Source organism: Pseudomonas sp. HN2 (genome assembly GCF_020736465.1).
In the GTDB taxonomy this organism is placed as follows: Bacteria; Pseudomonadota; Gammaproteobacteria; order Pseudomonadales; family Pseudomonadaceae; genus Aquipseudomonas; species Aquipseudomonas moraviensis_A.
Genome location: NZ_CP085885.1, coordinates 152810 through 171170, shown reverse-complemented (window position 1 = coordinate 171170; position 18361 = coordinate 152810). Strand labels below are relative to the sequence as shown.

Here is an 18361-nt window from a genome sequence, read left to right as displayed (position 1 = left end):
CTCTTTAGCAGTTGAAAGGGATAACTCAGTTCATCCCAGGCAGCTGGACCTTGGGCTTCACGTCGTTCTGCACAACGGATGCCAACGGCGCGACCACTCCCTGGCTTTTGAGCAATTGGCCCATGGTCGCCTTGATTCGGTACTGAGTAAATAACTGAATGTTCTTGATTTCTGCCAGACGCCGCGAGGCGGTGAACAACTCGTTTTCGCTGTCGAGCAAGTCCAGCAGGGTGCGCTCGCCGAGGCTGAATTGACGCTGGTAGGCGGTACGCACCGAAGTGCTGTGGTCGACGTACTGCTGGGCGATCGGCACCTGGGCGTTGGCGTTGTTCAGCGCATTCCAGGCCAGGCCAAGCTCTTCGTTCAACTGACGCAGGGCGTTGTTGCGGATGTCCAGCGCCTGGTTGGCCAGGTACGACTTGGATTCCAGATCAGCTTTGTTGCTGCCGCCGGAATACAGGTTGAAGCGCATGCGCAGCATGGCCTGCCATTCGTTGTTGTGGCCGTTCTGGCCGTCGAGATCGTTATCCGCGGTGCGCCCCAGTTCGGCGTCGAAGCGCGGGTAGAAGGTCGATTTCGCGGTGGCGAACTGCTTTTCGGCAGCGGCGATGTCCGACTCGGCGGAGCGCAGGATCGGGCTGTTTTCCAGCATCTGCGCGCGGGCTTCGTTGAGGTTGGCCGGCATCATCGCCATGAACGGCGCCGGCCGCTCGAGCTGGTCTGGCATCTGGCCGACGGCGCTGAGGAAGTTGGTTTCCGCATCGGCCAGGTTGGTCTGTTCGGTGATCAGGTTGTTGCGGGCCTGGGCCATGCGTGCTTCGGCCTGATCGAGGTCGGCACCGCTGCCGACGCCGCGCTGGGTGCGCAACTGGATCTGGTCGTAGATGCGCTGGTGGCTCTTGAGGTTTTCCTCGGCCAGACGGACGAATTCACGGCGGGTCAACACGTCCAGATACACCTGGGCGACGGTCAGCGCGGTGCGCTCGGAAGTGCCGAGCAGGGAGTAAGCACGGGAGCTGACGTTGGCTTGTTGACGCGCGACTTCGTTGGACGTCGCAAAACCGTCAAAAACCATTTGCGAGAGACGTAAACTTGACTCGCTGCGGTTCAAAGTCTCCCAATGATTGCCGCCACCGTTCGCTCGGGTCGTCACGCTGTCAGTACCTTCACGGCCATAACCGCCCAGCAGATCGACCTTGGGCAGGTATCCTCCTTTCGCCGCCTTTAATTGATAATCCGCCGCCAATCGACTGTTGACCCCCGCCTGAATCTCCGGATGGACATCCAGCGCCTGTTGCATGGCTTCTGGTAAGGATTGTGCTTGTACAAAGGAGGCGGCGAGAGCGAAGGGAGCAGCAAGGAGCAAAAGCGAACGCATGGTTGGAATTTTCCCGGAACTTCTTGTCTTGAATCACAGCAAAAACGTGGCGCTGCGTCGGATGATGGCAACCCGAATGACCGTATGTCGGAAAGTTCAAAAGAGGAACTGGATGACACGCTGAAGGACAGGTCGCCGCGGAAATATCAATGTGACATTAGTGGGGCGATTGTTTAGGATGGCTCCCAGAAGGTCAATAGTTTGGCATAAAGTTAATCGCGATAATTTATAGCCAGATTATTGACGGAAATACAGCGTCAATAAGTTATCCATTTATAGAAAGTACGTCCAGACTGAAGTGGCGCCGACGCCCGTCAGGTCCATGGAAGTCAACTGAATGTGACACCCGGAGAGTCTTCAATGAGCAGTGTTGTTGCCGTCGTCAAAAGCATTGTCGGTCAGGTTTTCGTGGTGTCCCCAGAGGGCGTGCGTCGCGTACTCGTTGAAGGCGATCGCCTGTATGTCGGCGATCAGATCGATACCGGTCTGTCCGGCGCGGTGTCGCTGGAACTGGCCGATGGCCGCACGCTCGATCTGGGCCGCGACACCCAGTGGAGCGCCAGCTCGCCTGACTCCAGCACTGACCTGGCCGAAGCCACCGCGCAGGCGGCACCTTCTGTTGAAGAACTGCAGCAAGCCATCGCCGCCGGTGTCGACCCGACCACTGCGCTTGAATCCACCGCGGCCGGCCCGACCGCCGCGGGCACCGGTGGTGCTGCCGGTGGCGGCCACAGCTTCGTCATGCTCGACGCCACTGCTGGCCGCGTCGATCCGACCATTGGCTTCCCAACGGCGGGCATCAACGCTGCCGGGCAAGTCGCGCAGGACACCACGGGCGGCCTGACCACCGACACCACCACCAATGCGCTGCGCGATTCGACCCTGAGCCTCAGCGCCACGCCGACCATCACCGAAGCCGGCGGCGTGCTGGTGTACACCGCGACCCTGACCCAGGCACCGCTGACCGACCTGACCATCACCTTGTCCAATGGTGCGGTGATCGTCATTCCGGCCGGCGCCACCACCGGCACCGTCAACGTGCCGATGGCACCGAACGACACGGTCTATAACGACCCGACCCAGATCGACGTGACCGTCACCGGCACCAGCGGCGGCAACGGCATCACCGTAACCCCGCCGACCATCCCGGCGACCACGCAAGTCACCGACACCGTCGACACCACTACCGTGACCTTGACGACTGGCTCGAGCGTCACCGAAGGTGGGCAGATCACTTACACCGCGACATTGACCAACCCGGCGCAGACGCCGGTTACCGTCACCCTGTCGAACGGTTCGACTATCACCATCGGCGCTGGCCAGACTACCGGCACCGTCAACGTGCCGACCCCGCCTAACGACGTCTATAACAACGGCAGTACCGTTACGACGACGATCACCGGGGCTACCGGTGGCAACTTCGAAAACCTGGTGCCGAACCCGACGCCAGCCGTGACCACGATCACCGACTCGGTAGACAACACCGGCCTGACCCTGACCGCGACCAACAACATCGTTGAAGGCGGCCAGATCACTTACACCGCGACCCTGACCAATCCGGCGCAGACGCCGGTAACCGTCACTCTGTCGAACGGTTCGACCATCACCATTGCGGCCGGCGAAACCGTCGGCACCGTCAACGTGCCGACTGCGGCCAATGACGTCTACAACAATGGCAGCACTGTCAGCACCACGATCACCAGTGCAACCGGTGGCAATTTCGAAAATCTGGTGCCGAACCCGACGCCAGCAGTCACTACGATCACCGACTCAGTCGACAACACCGGCCTGACCCTGACCGCGACCAACAACATCGTTGAAGGCGGCCAGATCACTTACACCGCGACATTGACTAATCCGGCTCAAACCCCGGTTACCGTCACTCTGTCCAACGGTTCGACCATCACCATTGCGGCAGGCGAAACCGTCGGCACCGTCAACGTGCCGACTGCGGCCAATGACGTGTACAACAATGGCAGCACCGTCAGCACCACGATTACTGGCGCTACCGGCGGCAACTTCGAAAACCTGGTGCCGAACCCGACGCCAGCCGTGACCACGATCACCGATTCGGTCGACAACACCGGCCTGACCCTGACCGCGACCAACAACATCGTGGAAGGCGGCCAGATCACTTACACCGCGACCCTGACCAACCCGGCGCAAACCCCGGTAACCGTCACTCTGTCGAACGGCTCGACCATCACCATTGCAGCAGGCGAGACTGTCGGCACCGTCAACGTGCCGACAGCGGCCAATGACGTCTACAACAATGGCAGCACTGTCAGCACCACGATCACTGGTGCAACCGGTGGCAACTTCGAGAATCTGGTGCCAAGCACCACGCCAGCAGTCACTACGATCACCGACTCAGTCGACAACACCGGCCTGACCCTGACCGCGACCAACAACATCGTCGAAGGCGGCCAGATCACTTACACCGCGACATTGACTAATCCGGCGCAAACCCCGGTTACCGTCACTCTGTCCAACGGTTCGACCATCACCATTGCGGCAGGCGAGACCGTCGGCACCGTCAACGTGCCGACAGCGGCCAATGACGTCTACAACAATGGCAGCACTGTCAGCACTACGATTACTGGCGCTACCGGTGGCAACTTCGAAAACCTGGTGCCGAACCCGACGCCAGCCGTGACCACCATCACCGACTCAGTCGACAACACCGGCCTGACCCTGACCGCGACCAACAACATCGTTGAAGGCGGCCAGATCACTTACACCGCGACCCTGACCAACCCGGCTCAAACCCCGGTGACCGTCACTCTGTCGAACGGCTCGACCATCACCATTGCAGCCGGCGAAACCGTCGGCACCGTCAACGTGCCGACTGCGGCCAATGACGTGTACAACAATGGCAGCACCGTCAGCACCACGATTACTGGCGCTACCGGCGGCAACTTCGAAAACCTGGTGCCGAACCCGACGCCAGCAGTCACTACGATCACCGACTCAGTCGACAACACCGGCCTGACCCTGACCGCGACCAACAACATCGTTGAAGGGGGCCAGATCACTTACACCGCGACATTGACTAATCCGGCGCAAACCCCGGTTACCGTCACTCTGTCCAACGGTTCGACCATCACCATTGCGGCAGGCGAGACCGTCGGCACCGTCAACGTGCCGACAGCGGCCAATGACGTCTACAACAATGGCAGCACTGTCAGCACCACGATCACCAGTGCAACCGGCGGCAACTTCGAAAACCTGGTGCCGAACCCGACGCCAGCCGTGACCACGATCACCGACTCGGTCGACAACACCGGCCTGACTCTGACCGCGACCAACAACATCGTTGAAGGCGGCCAGATCACTTACACCGCGACCCTGACCAACCCGGCGCAAACCCCGGTGACCGTCACTCTGTCGAACGGTTCGACCATCACCATTGCGGCCGGCGAAACCGTCGGCACCGTCAACGTGCCGACAGCGGCCAATGACGTTTACAACAATGGCAGCACCGTCAGCACCACGATCACTGGTGCAACCGGTGGCAACTTCGAGAATCTGGTGCCAAGCAACACGCCAGCGGTCACCACCATCACCGACTCGGTCGATGACACTGGCCTGAGCCTTAGCGCCACCGGCACTGTGGCCGAAGGTGGGCAGATCACCTACACCGCCACGCTGACGAATCCGGCTGGCACTCCGGTAACCGTGACCCTGAGCAACGGCTCGGTGATCACCATCGATGCCGGCAAAACCACCGGCACCGTCACCGTTCCAGCGCCTGCCGATGACGTCTACAAAGACGCCGGCCAGGTCGAAGTCAGCATCAAGGACGCCACCGGCGGCAACTTCGAGAATCTGGTGCCGAGCATCACCCCGGCGGTGACCGAAATCACCGACACCGTCGATACCTCGACGGTGAAACTGACCGCTGACACTTCGGTTGCCGAAGGCGGAACCGTCACTTACACCGCCAGCGTCGGCGCACCCGTCACCGGCTCGGCTGTCGTCGTGACGTTGGCGAACGGCCAGAACATCACCATCGCCGTCGGCCAGACCACTGGTTCCATCACCTACACTGCACCGAACGATGCCTTGACCGGCAACGCTCCGCTGACCAACTCGATCACTGGCGTCACCGGCGGTAACTTCGAAAATCTGGTTGCAGATAACACCCCAGTCTCGACCACCGTTACGGATGTTGCCGATACCACCAACCTGTCGCTGAGTGCGACAAACTCGGTGGCCGAGGGTGGCCAGATCACTTACACCGCGACCTTGACCAATGCTGCTGGCTCGCCAGTGACCGTGACCTTGTCCAACGGTGCCGTGATCACTATCAAGGCTGGCGAAACCAGCGGCACTGCGACCGTTCCTGCACCGTCCGATGACGTCTACAAAGACGCCGGTTCCGTCCAGGCGACGATCACCAGCGCCACTGGTGGCAATTTCGAGAACCTGGTGCCAAGCACTGCTCCAGCCGTGACGACAGTCACTGACACCATCGACACTTCGACCGTCAAACTGACGGCTGATACTTCGGTGGCCGAAGGCGGAATCGTCACTTACACCGCGACCGTCGGCGCGCCAGTCACTGGCTCGCCTGTCGTCGTGACTCTGGCCAACGGTCAGAACATCACCATCGCTGTCGGCCAGACCACCGGCAGCGTTACCGCCCCCGTATCGAATGACGTCCAGATCGGTCACGCACCGCTGACCAACTCGATCACTAATGTCAGCGGTGGTAACTACGAAAATCTGGTGGCCGACAAGACCCCGGTCAGCACCACCGTGACGGACACCGTCGACACCACCAGCGTCGCGCTGACTGCCACCGGTAACGTCAACGAAGGCGGGCAGATCACCTACACCGCAACCTTGAGCAACCCGGCCGGCACGCCTGTGACCGTGAATCTGAGCAACGGCTCGGTCATCACCATTGAAGCGGGCAAGACCACCGGCACCGTGACCGTTCCGGCACCTGCCGATGACGTCTACAAAGACGCCGGTAAAGTCGAAGTGACCATCAAGGACGCCACCGGTGGCAATTTCGAAAACCTGGTGCCGAATCCGACGCCAGCGGTGACCAACGTTGCCGACACCGTCAACACCACGCACCTGACCCTCAGTGCCGAGAGCTATGTGCTCGAAGGCGCTTCGATCACTTACACCGCAACGCTGACCAACGCCGCGCAGACCCCGGTCACCGTCAACCTGAGCAATGGCCAGACCATCACCATTGAAGCAGGCAAGACCAGCGGTTCGGTAACGATTGCCGCACCGAGCGATGACGTCTACAAGGACGTCAGCAAGCTCACCGTGACCATGACCGATGCCAGCGGCGGCAACTTCGAAAAGCTCGACGTCAGCAAGACTCCGGCCAGCACCACAGTCAACGATACCGTCGACACAACCGCGCTGACTCTGACTGCCAGCGATACCGTCAGCGAAGGTGGCCAGATCACCTATACCGCGACCCTGAGCAACCCGGCCGGCACCGCCATGACCGTGACCCTGGCCAACGGCGCAGTGATCAATATCGCAGCCGGCGCCACCAGCGGTTCGGTGAATTTCCCGGCACCCGCCAACACCCCATACATCGACGGCAGCAACGTGCGGACGGCAATCGCCAGCCACAGCGGCGGCAATTTCGAGCGCGTCGAGGCCGATCGTTCGGCAGTGGTGACCAAAGTCACCGACGCCGTCGACACCACCGATATCAGCCTGAGCGCTACCGGCAGCGTCGCCGAGGGCGGCTCGATCGTCTACACCGCTACCCTGAGCAATCCGGCCGGATCCGCCATGACCGTGACCCTGAGCAACGGCGCGGTGATCAGCATTGCCAAAGGCGCGAGCACCGGCAACGCAACCGTCGCCGCGCCCGCCGATGATGTCTACAAGGACGCCGGCAAGATCGATGCGAGCATCACCAAGACCAGCGGTGGCAACTTTGAAAACCTGGTGGTCGACAAGACCCCGGCAGTCACCAACGTTACTGACACCATCGACAACAGCACGGTTTCGCTGACCGCCAGCGCCAGCGCGGTCGAAGGCGGCGTGGTCGTCTACACCGCTTCGGTGACCGCACCGGTCACCGGTTCGCCGGTAGTCGTCACCCTGTCCAACGGCCAGACCATCACCATTCCGGTCGGCGCCAGCAGCGGCAGCGTCAACTTCACCGCGCCGAACGATGCACAGGCCGGCGGCAACACCTTGAGCGTGAAAATCGATGGCGCCAGCGGTGGCAATTACGAAAATCTCGTGGCCGACCAGACCCCGGCGGTGACCTCGGTGACTGACGTCGCCGACACCACCAACCTGTCGCTGTCCGCGACCGGCTCCGTGGCCGAGGGCGGTTCGATTGTCTACACCGCGACCCTGAGCAACCCGGCCGGCACGCCGGTTACCGTGAGTCTGAGCAACGGCGCGGTGATCACCATCGAGGCCGGCAAAACCAGCGGCACCGTCACCGTTCCGGCACCTGCCGATGACGTCTACAAAGACGCCGGCAAAGTTGAAGTCACGATCAAGGACGCCACCGGCGGCAACTTCGAAAACCTGGTGCCAAGCACCACGCCAGCGGTCACCGACGTCACCGACACCGTCGATACCTCGACGGTCAAACTGACCGCCACCGAGACAGCGGCCGAGGGCGGCACCGTCACCTACACTGCCACGGTTGGCGCTCCGGTCACCGGTTCGCCTGTGGTCGTGACCCTGGCCAACGGTCAGAACATCACCATCGAAGTCGGCAAGACCAGCGGCAGCGTGAGCACCACCGCGCCGAACGACGTCCTCGCCGGGCACGCGCCACTGACCAACTCGATCACCAATGTCAGCGGCGGCAACTTCGAAAACCTCGTCGCCGACCAGACCCCGGTCAGCACCACCGTGACCGACAGCGTCGACACCACCAGTCTGTCGCTCAGCGCCACCGGCGCGGTGAACGAAGGCGGCCAGATCACCTACACCGCAACCCTGAGCAACGCCGCCGGCACACCGGTGACCGTGACCTTGAGCAATGGCGCGACGATCACCATCGAGGCCGGCAAAACCAGCGGCACCGTGACTGTCGATGCGCCGAAAGACGACGTCTACAAAGACGCTGGCAGCGTTGAAGCGACCATCCAGAGCGCAACCGGCGGCAACTTCGAAAACCTCGTCAGCAGCACAGCGCCGGCGGTGACCACAGTCAACGACACCATCGACACCTCCACCGTGTCATTGAGCGCCACCGCGAACGTCGCCGAAGGCGAAACCGTGGTCTACACCGCGACCGTGGGCGCGCCAGTGACCGGTTCACCGGTGATCGTCAGCCTGTCCAACGGCCAGACCATCACCATCGCGGTCGGCGAAACCACCGGCAGCGTCAACTACGTCGCGCCGAACAGCCCATTGGCGGGCGGCAGTTCGTTGAGCGTGACCATCGATGGCGCCACGGGCGGCAATTACGAAAAACTGGTGGTCGACGGCAAGTCCGCCGACACCGTGGTATCGGATACCACCGACACTACCAACCTGAACCTGACCGCGAGCGATTCGGTCGCCGAAGGCGGGCAGATCACCTACACCGCAACGCTGACCAACCCGGCCGGCACACCGGTGACCGTGACCCTGTCGAACGGTGCCACGATCACCATCGACGCGGGTAAAACCACCGGCAGCGTGACCGTTGCGGCACCTGCCGATGACGTCTACAAAGACGCCGGCAAAGTCGAAGTGACCATCGAGGGTGCTACGGGCGGCAACTTCGAAAACCTGGTGCCGAGCTCGGTTCCAGCCGTGACCAATGTCACCGATACCATCGACACTTCGACCGTCAAACTGACCGCCGATACCTCGGTGGCTGAAGGCGGTACCGTTACTTACACCGCCACCGTCGGCGCGCCTGTTACTGGCTCGCCTGTGGTTGTGACTCTGGCGAACGGTCAGAACATCACTATCGCTGTGGGCCAGACTTCCGGCACTGCGACCTTCACCGCACCAAACGATGCGTTGGCCGGAAACGCTCCGCTGACCAACTCGATCACTGGCGTAACCGGCGGCAACTTCGAAAATCTGGTGGCGGACAAAACCCCGGTTTCGACTTCCGTCACAGACGTTGCCGACACTACCAATCTGTCGTTGAGCGCGACAGGTTCGGTGGCCGAGGGTGGCTCGATTGTTTACACCGCTACATTGACCAACGCTGCTGGCTCGCCTGTGACCGTGACCCTGTCGAACGGCGCCGTGATCACCATCAAGGCAGGTGAAACCACCGGCACTGCGACCGTTCCTGCACCGTCCGATGACGTCTACAAAGACGCCGGCTCCGTCCAGGCAACGATCACCAGCGCCACCGGTGGCAACTTCGAGAACCTGGTTCCAAGCACCACGCCAGCCGTCACTCAAGTCACTGACACCATCGACACTTCGACGGTCAAATTGACCGCTGATACCTCGGTTGCTGAAGGCGGCACTGTGACTTACACCGCCACGGTTGGTTCGCCTGTTACCGGCTCGCCGGTCGTCGTGACTCTGGCCAACGGCCAGACCATCACCATCGGCGTCGGTCAAACTACTGGCACTGCAACCGCTGTTGCTTCTAACGATGCACTGGCCGGCCACGCGCCGATCACCAATGCGATCACCAACGTCAGCGGTGGCAACTTCGAAAATCTGGTGGCGGACAAAACCCCGGTTTCGACTTCCGTCACAGACGTTGCCGACACTACAAATCTGTCGCTGAGCGCGACCGCTTCTGTGGCTGAGGGCGGTCAGATCACTTACACCGCGACCTTGACCAACGCCGCAGGCTCGCCAGTGACCGTGACCTTGTCGAACGGCGCTGTCATCACCATCAAAGCAGGCGAAACCAGCGGCACTGCGACCGTTCCGGCACCGTCCGATGACGTCTACAAAGACGCCGGCTCTGTGCAGGCAACGATCACCAGCGCCACTGGTGGCAATTTCGAGAACCTTGTTCCGAGCACTGCTCCAGCCGTGACGACAGTCACCGACACCATCGACACCTCGACCGTCAAACTGACGGCTGATACTTCGGTGGCCGAAGGCGGTACCGTTACTTACACCGCCACCGTCGGCGCACCAGTTACTGGTTCGCCTGTGGTCGTGACCCTGGCGAACGGTCAGAACATCACCATCGCCGTCGGCCAGACTTCCGGCACTGCGACCTTTACCGCACCGAACGATGCGCTGACCGGCAACGCTCCGCTGACCAACTCGATCACTGGCGTAAGCGGCGGTAACTTCGAAAATCTGGTTGCGGACAAAACCACGGTTTCGACCTCCGTCACAGACGTTGCCGACACTACCAATCTGTCGCTGAGCGCGACCGGTTCTGTGGCTGAGGGCGGTCAGATTACGTACACCGCGACACTGACCAACGCTGCAGGCTCGCCTGTGACCGTGACCTTGTCGAACGGCGCGGTGATTACCATCAAGGCAGGCGAAACCAGCGGCACTGCGACCGTTCCGGCACCGTCCGATGACGTCTACAAAGACGCCGGCTCCGTGCAGGCAACGATCACCGGCGCTACCGGTGGCAATTTCGAGAACCTGGTGCCAAGCACTGCTCCAGCCGTGACGACAGTCACCGACACCATCGACACCTCGACCGTCAAACTGACGGCTGATACTTCGGTGGCCGAAGGCGGCACTGTGACTTACACCGCAACAGTTGGCGCTCCAGTTACTGGCTCGCCTGTGGTCGTGACCCTGGCCAATGGTCAGAACATCACCATCGCTGTAGGCCAGACTTCCGGCACTGCGACCTTTACCGCACCGAACGATGCGCTGACCGGCAACGCTCCGCTGACCAACTCGATCACTGGAGTAAGCGGCGGTAACTTCGAAAATCTGGTTGCGGACAAAACCCCGGTTTCGACCTCCGTCACAGACGTTGCCGACACTACCAATCTGTCGTTGAGCGCGACCGGTTCTGTGGCTGAGGGCGGTCAGATTACGTACACCGCGACGTTGACCAACGCCGCAGGCTCGCCTGTGACAGTGACCCTTTCGAACGGCGCCGTGATCACTATCAAGGCTGGCGAGACCACCGGCACTGCGACCGTTCCGGCACCGTCCGATGACGTCTACAAAGACGCCGGCTCCGTGCAGGCAACGATCACCGGCGCTACCGGTGGCAATTTCGAGAACCTGGTGCCAAGCACTGCTCCAGCCGTGACGACAGTCACCGACACCATCGACACTTCGACGGTCAAATTGACCGCCGATACCTCGGTTGCTGAAGGCGGCACTGTGACTTACACCGCGACAGTTGGCGCTCCGGTCACTGGTTCGCCTGTGGTCGTGACTCTGGCGAATGGTCAGAACATCACTATCGCTGTGGGCCAGACTTCCGGCACTGCGACCTTCACCGCACCGAACGATGCGCTGACCGGCAACGCTCCGCTGACCAACTCGATCACTGGCGTCAGCGGCGGTAATTTTGAAAATCTGGTGGCGGACAAAACCACGGTTTCGACCTCCGTCACAGACGTTGCCGACACTACCAATCTGTCGCTGAGCGCGACCGGTTCTGTGGCTGAGGGCGGTCAGATTACGTACACCGCGACACTGACCAACGCTGCAGGCTCGCCTGTGACCGTGACCTTGTCGAACGGCGCGGTGATTACCATCAAGGCAGGCGAAACCACCGGCACTGCGACCGTTCCGGCACCGTCCGATGACGTCTACAAAGACGCCGGCTCCGTGCAGGCGACGATCACCAGCGCCACTGGTGGCAACTTCGAAAGCCTGGTACCAAGCACTGCTCCAGCCGTGACGACAGTCACCGACACCATCGACACCTCGACCGTCAAACTGACGGCTGATACTTCGGTGGCCGAAGGCGGCACTGTGACTTACACCGCAACAGTTGGCGCTCCAGTTACTGGCTCGCCTGTCGTCGTGACTCTGGCCAACGGCCAGACCATCACCATCGGCGTCGGTCAAACTACCGGCACTGCAACCGCTGTTGCTTCGAACGATGCGCTGGCCGGCCACGCGCCGATCACCAATGCGATCACCAACGTCAGCGGTGGCAATTTCGAAAATCTGGTGGCGGACAAAACCCCGGTTTCGACCTCCGTCACAGACGTTGCCGACACTACCAATCTGTCGTTGAGCGCGACAGGTTCGGTGGCCGAGGGTGGCTCGATTGTTTACACCGCTACATTGACCAACGCCGCAGGCTCGCCTGTGACCGTGACCTTGTCGAACGGCGCGGTGATTACCATCAAGGCAGGCGAAACCACTGGCACTGCGACTGTTCCGGCACCGTCCGATGACGTCTACAAAGACGCCGGCTCCGTGCAGGCAACGATCACCGGCGCTACCGGCGGCAATTTCGAGAACCTTGTTCCGAGCACCACGCCAGCGATCACTCAAGTCACTGACACCATCGATACTTCGACGGTCAAATTGACCGCCGATACCTCGGTTGCTGAAGGCGGCACCGTGACTTACACCGCCACGGTCGGTGCGCCAGTAACCGGTTCGCCTGTGGTCGTGACCCTTGCCAACGGCCAGACCATCACCATCGGCGTCGGTCAAACTACCGGCACTGCAACCGCTGTTGCTTCGAACGATGCACTGACCGGTCACGCCCCGATCACCAATGCGATCACCAACGTCAGCGGTGGCAATTTCGAAAATCTGTTGGCCGACAAGACTCCGGTCAGCACCACCGTGACGGACACCGTCGACACCACCAACCTGTCGCTGTCGGCGACTGGCTCGGTAGCAGAGGGTGGTCAGATCACTTACACCGCGACCTTGACCAACGCCGCAGGCTCGCCAGTGACCGTGACCTTGTCGAACGGCGCTGTCATCACCATCAAAGCAGGCGAGACCACCGGCACTGCGACCGTTCCGGCACCGTCCGATGACGTCTACAAAGACGCCGGCTCCGTGCAGGCAACGATCACCAGCGCCACCGGTGGCAACTTCGAGAACCTGGTTCCAAGCACCACGCCAGCCGTCACTCAAGTCACCGACACCATCGATACTTCGACGGTCAAATTGACCGCTGATACCTCGGTTGCTGAAGGCGGCACTGTGACTTACACCGCCACGGTCGGTGCGCCAGTAACCGGTTCGCCTGTCGTCGTGACTCTGGCCAACGGCCAGACCATCACCATCGGCGTCGGTCAAACTACCGGCACTGCAACCGCTGTTGCTTCGAACGATGCACTGGCCGGCCACGCGCCGATCACCAATGCGATCACCAACGTCAGCGGTGGCAATTTCGAAAATCTGGTGGCCGACAAGACTCCGGTCAGCACCACCGTGACCGACACCGTCGACACCACCAACCTGTCGCTGTCGGCGACTGGCTCGGTAGCAGAAGGTGGTCAGATCACTTACACCGCGACACTGACCAACGCCGCAGGCTCGCCTGTGACTGTGACCCTGTCGAACGGCGCTGTCATCACCATCAAGGCTGGTGAAACCACCGGCAATGTGACCGTCCCAGCTCCGTCCGACGACGTTTACAAAGACGCCAGCTCGGTGCAGGCCACGATCAAAACCGCAACCGGTGGCAGCTTCGAAAACCTGGTACCGAGCACCACGCCAGCAGTGACCAGCGTCACTGACACGATCGACACCACCACCGTAAAACTGAGCGCAACCGCTACAGCGGCCGAAGGCGGCAACGTCGTCTACACCGCAACCGTCGGCGCACCTGTCACCGGTTCGCCTGTCGTCGTGACTCTGGCCAATGGTCAGAACATCACCATCGCGGTCGGCCAGACATCCGGCACCGTGACCGCTGTGGCTCCAAACGATGCGCTGACCGGTCAAGCTCCGCTGACCAACTCGATTACCGGCGTGACCGGCGGCAACTTCGAAAACCTGGTCGCGGACAAGACTCCGGTCAGCACCACCGTGACCGACACCGTCGACACCACCAACCTGTCGCTGTCGGCGACTGGCTCGGTAGCAGAAGGTGGCCAGATCACTTACACCGCCACGCTCACCAACCCGGCGGGCTCGCCGGTCACCGTGACCCTGAGCAACGGCGCTGTCATCACCATCAAAGCAGGCGAAACCACCGGCACCGTGAACGTTCCAGCTCCGTCCGACGACGTTTACAAAGACGCCGGCTCGGTGCAGGCCACGATCAAAACCGCAACCGGTGGCAGCTTCGAAAACCTGGTACCGAGTAGCACGCCAGCAGTGACCAGCGTCACCGACACTGTCGACACCACTACCGTCAGCATCAGTGGCAGCAGCTCGGTGACCGAGGGCCAGACCGCCAGCTACACCGTCAGCCTCAATCACCCGGCGCAGACCGAAGTGACCCTGAAAATCGTTTACAGCGGCACCGCTGCCGACGGTTCGGACTTCACCGGTGTGTACACCGTGAAGATCCCGGCGGGCGCCAGCAGCGCGCAGTTCAACGTCGCCACCCTCGATGACAAGATCACCGAAGGCACCGAGAACTTCGTCGTCAAGATCGATTCGGCTACCGGCGGCAACTTCGAGAACCTCGCGGTCAGCAGCACCAATGGCAGCGTCAGTACTTCGATCATCGACAACGATGCGCCACCGGTGCTCGATCTGGACGCCAACAACTCCAGCGGCGCGACCGGTGCCGATTACAAAGTGACGTTCACCGAGAACACCCCGGGCGCCGGCGTGTCGATCGCTGATACCGACATCAGCATCACCGACCCGGACAGCACGATGCTCACCGGCGCCACCGTGGTGCTGACCAACCGTCAGGACGGCGATGCACTGAATCTGGGCAACAGCGTCAACGGCATCACCATCAATGCCAACAGCACCAACGGCACGGTGACCCTCACGCTGTCGGGTAACGCGACGCTGGCCGACTACATGCAGGTCATCAAGAACATCAGCTTCACCAACAGCAGCGAAAATCCGAGCACCGTGCCTCGGATCATCACCGTGACGGTGACCGATGGCGGCAACTACTCGAACACCGCGACCACCACGGTCAACGTGGTGGCGGTCAACGATGCACCGGTCGCTGCGCCGAGCGATGTCACCGGCAGCGAAGACACGCCGCTGGTCCTCGGCTGGTCGACCTTTGGCGTCAGCGATGTCGACAGCCCTGCAACCAGCCTCGGGATCAAGATCACTCAGCTGCCGGGCGAGGGCAAACTGCAGTATCTGGAAGGCTCGACCTGGAAAGACGTTGCCAACAATCAGACCTTCAGCAAGGCCGACATCGACGCTGGCAAGTTGCGCTTCCTGCCGGATGCCAACGAGTCGGGCACCAACGGTTACGGCGGCACCGGTCTGGGCAACAATCAGGCGGACTACGCACAGATCAAGTTCCAGCCTACCGATGGCCAGGCGCTGGGCAATACCGGCACGGTGAAGATCGACATCACGCCAGTGACGGATGCGCCGACCGTGGCCGTGGCCGACAACAGCGTGAAATCCACTGGCCTGATCAAAGAAGTCTGGACCGGCCTCTCGGGTCTGGGCACTGACGGCAGCGGCGCGAACTCGACCACCCTGAAAAGCGTGATCGACGCGGCCGGCAAACCGAACTCCAGCGGCAACGTCACCAACGTGCAGTCCGACGGCAGCGTCGCCGCCGGTACGGCGTCGAAGACCTCTGGCCTGATCTACCTGGAAGCCGGCAAGACCTACAGCTTCAGCGGCGTCGCCGATGACAGCCTGCTGATCACCATCGGCGGCAAGAACGTGGCTTCGGGTACCTGGGGCGCGGGCGGTGCGATCAATGGTTCGTTCACCCCGACCACCAGCGGCTACTACACCCTCGACATCTACCACCACAACCAGAGCGGCCCGGGCAGCTACGACGTCAACCTGTCGGTCAACGGCAGCACACCGATCGACCTGAGCAACGCTGGCGTGCCGATCTACACCGGTGTGCAGGACCTGATCAACTCGGGCGTGACGGTGTCCGATCTGCACGGCACCAACGGCGAAGGTTACTACGACGGCTACAAGCTCAACACCGGCGCCGAGGGCACCACGGTGAAGCTGTCGGCGATCAGCACCGCGCTGACCGACACCGACGGCTCGGAAACCCTGAGCGTGAAGATCAGCGGTGCACCGGTCGGTTCGGTGCTCAGCGATGGCGCGGGGCATACCTTCACCGTTACCGCGAGCAATGGCGAAGCCAATGTCACTGGCTGGAACCTCGGCTCTCTGACCGTGACTCCGCCGACCTACTACAACGGTCAGTTCAACCTGACCGTGACTTCGACGTCGACCGAACAGGTCGGCGGCTCGGCGAGCAGCACCGCGACCATTCCGGTCACCGTAGTGCCTGCGGTGTACAACGCAGTCACCGCCACCTCGGGTGACGACACCGTCACCGGCACCGACGCCAACGACATCATCGTCGCTGACATCGGCGGCCTGACCGTGGTCCCTGGCACCAACTACAACATCGCGTTCATGGTCGACAGCTCGGGCAGCATGAGCACGTCGTCGCTGAACGCTGCGAAAGACTCGCTGACTTCGGTGTTCAACAGCCTCAAGCAGAGCCTGGGCGGCAGCAACTCCGGCACGGTGAACATCTTCCTGGTGGACTTCGATACCCAGGTCAACAAGTCGGTGTCGGTGAACCTCAACGACCCGAATGCGCTGGCGCAACTCAAAGCCGTGCTGGACTCGATGGGCTCCGGCGGCGGCACCAACTACGAGGACGTGTTCAAGACCACGGCCAACTGGTTCCAGAGTGCCGATGCCGTAGCCAACACCGGGGCGAAGAACCTCACATACTTCATTACCGACGGCCAACCGACCTATTACCAGACCGGCGAGCAAGCCAATCCGACGCTGTACGGCAACGTGAAGCTCGATGACGTGGTGAAAACCAGCAACTACAAGCCGGGCGACACCTTCAGCACCTACATCGACAACACCCATGCGTTGACGATCAACAGTGCCGGCACCGTGACTCTGCAAACCTACAGCTCATGGTGGGGCTGGAGCAGCAGCAACCTGGGCACCATCCACGCTCAGGGCGACGGCACTTACGAGCTGTCGAACCTGGCCGGTACCGGCAACAGCACCAACTCGTCGACGACCAGCAACTCGGCCAGCGGCTTTGCCTTGCTCAGCGGGCTGTCGAACGTCGAAGCGATCGGTCTGAACAGCGGCGTCACCCTGGATGACCTGAAACCGTACGATTCGGATAAAACGCCGCAGACCAACATTGATCCGAAAGACCTGGCCAACTCGATCATCGGTCATACCGAAGCCACGATGCCGGGTAACGACACCGTCAACGGCGGCGAAGGCAATGACATCCTGTTCGGCGATCTGGTCAGCTTCAACGGCATTGCCGGCGAGGGTTACCAGGCGATGCAGGCGTTCGTCGCCAAGGAAACCGGCGTCGAGGTCAGCAAAGTCAGCACCAGCAACGTGCACCAGTACATCACCGAACACTACCAGGCGTTCGATGTGTCCGGCGCACATGACGGCAACGACACGCTGCTCGGTGGCGCAGGCAATGACATCCTGTTCGGCTCGGGCGGCAACGACCTGCTCGACGGCGGCAAAGGCAATGACATCCTGCTCGGTGGCAGCGGCAAAGACACGCTGATCGGCGGTCAGGGCAACGACATCCTCATCGGTGGTTCCGGTGGTGACACTTTCGTCTGGAAATCGGGCGACACCGGTAACGATGTGATCAAGGATTTCAAAGCCAGTGAAGGCGACCGCATCGACCTGCGCGACCTGTTGCAGGGCGAGACCGGCAGCACGATCGACAACTTCCTGAAAATCACCACGGTCGATGGCACGTCGTCGCTGCAAGTCAGCTCGGCGGGCAAATTCAACTCGGGCGATGCCGCTGCGGCGACGCCGGACGTGACGATCAAACTGGAAGGCAACAATTGGGCGAGCGCCAACCTGCACAACCTGATTGCCGGCAGCGACCCGACCATCAAGGTCGATCACAACAACAGCTGAGGCTGAAACAAAAACGGCCGCCTCCGCTGAGGCGGCCGTCGCGTTTTCAGGCAATGCAGCGGTGACGATTGCATCGTCGCCCCG

Annotated in this window: 2 protein-coding genes; one reads left to right on the top strand and one right to left on the bottom strand. The window is 61.5% G+C overall.

The genetic code is table 11. The annotated features are described in order from the left end of the window. Window positions 1-25: 25 nt before the first annotated feature. The gene (locus LIS66_RS00730) at window positions 26-1378 is read right to left on the bottom strand and encodes a TolC family outer membrane protein (protein ID WP_039756280.1); all 1353 of its coding nucleotides are present in this window, start codon (window positions 1376-1378) and stop codon (window positions 26-28) included. A 360-nt stretch (window positions 1379-1738) separates the two neighbouring features. Here LIS66_RS00730 and LIS66_RS00725 point away from each other — a divergent pair, with 360 nt between their 5' ends. Continuing rightward, the gene (locus tag LIS66_RS00725) at window positions 1739-18277 is read left to right on the top strand and encodes a LapA family giant adhesin (RefSeq protein WP_227973405.1); all 16539 of its coding nucleotides are present in this window, start codon (window positions 1739-1741) and stop codon (window positions 18275-18277) included. The last annotated feature ends 84 nt before the right edge of the window (window positions 18278-18361 follow it).